Source organism: Bradyrhizobium cosmicum (assembly GCF_032290525.1).
Taxonomy (GTDB): Bacteria; Pseudomonadota; Alphaproteobacteria; order Rhizobiales; family Xanthobacteraceae; genus Bradyrhizobium; species Bradyrhizobium cosmicum_A.
Map to the genome: position 1 here is coordinate 1 of NZ_JASXTA010000059.1, position 3,323 is coordinate 3,323.

Annotated in this window: 2 protein-coding genes; both read left to right on the top strand. The window is 67.0% G+C overall.

Annotated elements, in window-relative coordinates; all coding sequences use genetic code 11:
- Window positions 1–2: 2 nt before the first annotated feature.
- Window positions 3–2,855: a hybrid sensor histidine kinase/response regulator gene (locus QSV46_RS38940; RefSeq protein ID WP_314963986.1), complete on the top strand. Its 2,853-nt coding sequence runs from the start codon at window positions 3–5 to the stop codon at window positions 2,853–2,855.
- A 21-nt stretch (window positions 2,856–2,876) separates the two neighbouring features.
- On the top strand, window positions 2,877–3,323 hold a 447-nt coding region (locus QSV46_RS38945; protein WP_314963987.1), incomplete at its 3' end, for a chemotaxis protein CheW.

Consider the following 3,323-nt stretch of genomic DNA (forward strand, 5'->3'; position numbering starts at 1 on the left):
TCATGGATGATCTGTTGCGGGAGTTCTTGACGGAGACCAGCGAGAGCCTGGACACCGTCGACAATCAGCTGGTGAAGTTCGAGCAGGAGCCGAACAACGCCAAGATCCTGGATAACATCTTCCGCCTGGTCCACACCATCAAGGGCACCTGCGGCTTCCTCGGGTTGCCGCGGCTTGAAGCGCTGGCGCATGCCGGCGAGACGCTGATGAGCAAATTCCGTGACGGCATGCCGGTGACGGCCGGCGCGGTGACGGTGATCCTGGCCTCGATCGACCGCATCAAGGAAATCCTGTCGGGCCTCGAGGCGACCGAAGCCGAGCCCGAGGGTAACGACCGCGACCTGATCGACAAGCTGGAGGCGATGGTCGAGCAGGGCATGGCGGCCATGTCAGCGTCGGCGCAGCCGATCGCGTCAGGCTCGGCGCAGCCGATGCCGGCGGCCGGCGCTGCTGCCGCTCCCGTTGCCGAGGCGCCGCCGCTGGTGCCGGACGCCCCTGTTGCCGCTGCGCCTGCACCGGCAAAAGAGATGACCGCGGGCACGCTGATCGACCAGACGCTGGAGCGCCCGTTGCGTCCGGGCGAAGTCTCGCTCGACGAGCTCGAGCGCGCCTTCCGCGAGACCGCGATCGAAGCGCCGGCCCCCGCGCCCGTCGCCAAGGCTGAAGGCAAGGTCGCGCCCGCTGCCGAAGTGCCGGCGCCCGTTGCCAAGGAAACAGCCAAGGACAAGGCGCCCAAGGAAAAGCCCGCGCCGAAGAAGTCGATGGCCGACGAGGGCGCCGCCGAGGGCGACCGCATCGCCAACCAGTCGATCCGCGTCAACGTGGATACGCTGGAGCATCTGATGACCATGGTCTCCGAGCTGGTGCTGACCCGCAACCAGCTCCTGGAGATCTCCCGCCGCAACGAGGACACCGAGTTCAAGGTGCCGTTGCAGCGGCTGTCCAACGTCACCGCCGAGCTGCAGGAAGGCGTCATGAAGACGCGGATGCAGCCGATCGGCAATGCCTGGCAAAAACTGCCCCGCATCGTCCGGGATCTGTCGAGCGAGCTCGGCAAGCAGATCGAGCTGGAGATGCACGGCGCCGACACCGAGCTCGACCGCCAGGTGCTCGATCTGATCAAGGACCCGCTCACCCACATGGTGCGCAACTCCGCCGATCATGGCCTGGAGACCCCCGCCGAGCGGCTCGCGTCCGGCAAGGGCGAGCAGGGCACCATCCGCCTGTCCGCCTATCACGAGGGCGGCCACATCATCATCTGCATCGCCGACAACGGCCGCGGCCTCAACACCGAGAAGATCAAGGCCAAGGCGATCTCTAGCGGTCTCGTCACCGAGGCCGAGCTCGAGAAGATGAGCGAAGCCCAGATCCACAAGTTCATCTTCGCGCCGGGCTTCTCCACCGCGGCCGCCATCACCTCGGTCTCGGGCCGCGGTGTCGGCATGGACGTGGTCCGCACCAATATCGACCAGATCGGCGGCACCATCGACATCAAGAGCGTCGCCGGTGAAGGCTCCTCGGTCACCATCAAGATCCCGCTGACGCTGGCCATCGTCTCGGCGCTGATCGTCGAAGCTGCCGGCGACCGCTTTGCGATCCCGCAGCTCTCGGTGGTCGAGCTGGTCCGGGCCCGCGCCAACAGCGAGCACCGCATCGAGCGCATCAAGGACACCGCGGTCCTCAGGCTCCGCAACAAGCTGCTGCCGCTGATCCATCTGAAGAAGCTGCTGAAGATCGACGACGGCGCCGCGTCCGATCCCGAGAACGGCTTCATCGTGGTCACGCAAGTCGGCAGCCAGACCTTCGGCATCGTGGTCGACGGCGTGTTCCACACCGAAGAGATCGTGGTCAAGCCGATGTCGACCAAACTGCGTCACATCGACATGTTCTCCGGCAACACCATTCTGGGCGATGGCGCCGTCATCATGATCATCGACCCCAACGGCATCGCCAAGGCGCTCGGCGCCGCCGGCTCCTCGGCCCATGACATGGGCGACGAGAACGGCGCGCACCACATCGGCTCGGGCGAGCAGACCACCTCGCTGCTCGTGTTCCGCGCCGGCTCGTCCCAGCCCAAGGCGGTCCCGCTCGGACTGGTCACGCGCCTCGAAGAGCTGCCCGCCGACAAGATCGAGTTCAGCAACGGCCGCTACATGGTGCAGTACCGCGAGCAGCTGATGCCGCTGGTCGCGATGGAGAGCGTCACCATCGCGTCCCAGGGTGCCCAGCCGATCCTGGTGTTCGCCGATGACGGCCGCTCCATGGGCCTCGTCGTCGACGAGATCATCGACATCGTCGAGGAGCGGCTCAACATCGAGGTCGGCGGCTCCGCCTCCGGCATTCTCGGCTCGGCCGTGATCAAGGGCCAGGCCACCGAGGTGATCGACGTCGGCCACTTCCTGCCGATGGCGTTCGCCGACTGGTTCACCCGCAAGGAGATGAAGCCGTCGCAGCATTCGCAGTCGGTGCTGCTGGTCGACGACAGCGCCTTCTTCCGCAACATGCTGGCGCCGGTGCTGAAGGCGGCCGGCTACCGCGTCCGCACCGCCCCGACCGCGCAGGAGGGCCTCGCTGCGCTGCGCGCGCAGAGCTTCGACGTGGTGCTGACCGACATCGAGATGCCCGACATGAACGGGTTCGAGTTCGCCGAAGTGATCCGCTCGGACAACAATCTGGGCGCGATGCCGATCATCGGCCTGTCCGCGCTGGTGTCGCCGGCGGCGATCGAACGCGGCCGCCAGGCCGGCTTCCACGACTATGTCGCCAAGTTCGACCGTCCCGGCCTGATCGCGGCGCTGAAGGAGCAGACCGCGGGCGCCGCCGGCGCCTCCGAGCTGAACCGGGCGGCGGCGTAAGCGGGACCCAAGGAGCACGAGATGACCAAGAAGACCCAGTCCACCGAAGGCGCCATGGTCGAATACGTCACCGCGATGATCGGCGGCCAGCTGTTCGGCCTGCCGATCTCCCGGGTCCAGGACGTGTTCATGCCCGAGCGCGTCACCCGCGTCCCCTTGTCCTCGCGCGAGATCGCCGGCGTGCTCAATCTGCGCGGCCGTATCGTCACCGTGGTCGACATGCGCGCCCGGCTCGGCCTGCCCAAGCCCGAGGACGGCAAGACCGCGATGGCGGTCGGCGTCGATTTGCGCGGTGAATCCTACGGCCTCTTGATCGACCAGATCGGCGAGGTGCTGCGGCTTGCCGAGGACGGCAAGGAAGACAACCCCGTCAACCTCGATCCCCGCATGGCCAAGCTCGCCGGCGGCGTCCACCGCCTCGACGGACAGCTCATGGTCGTCCTCGACGTCGATCGCGTCCTCGAGCTC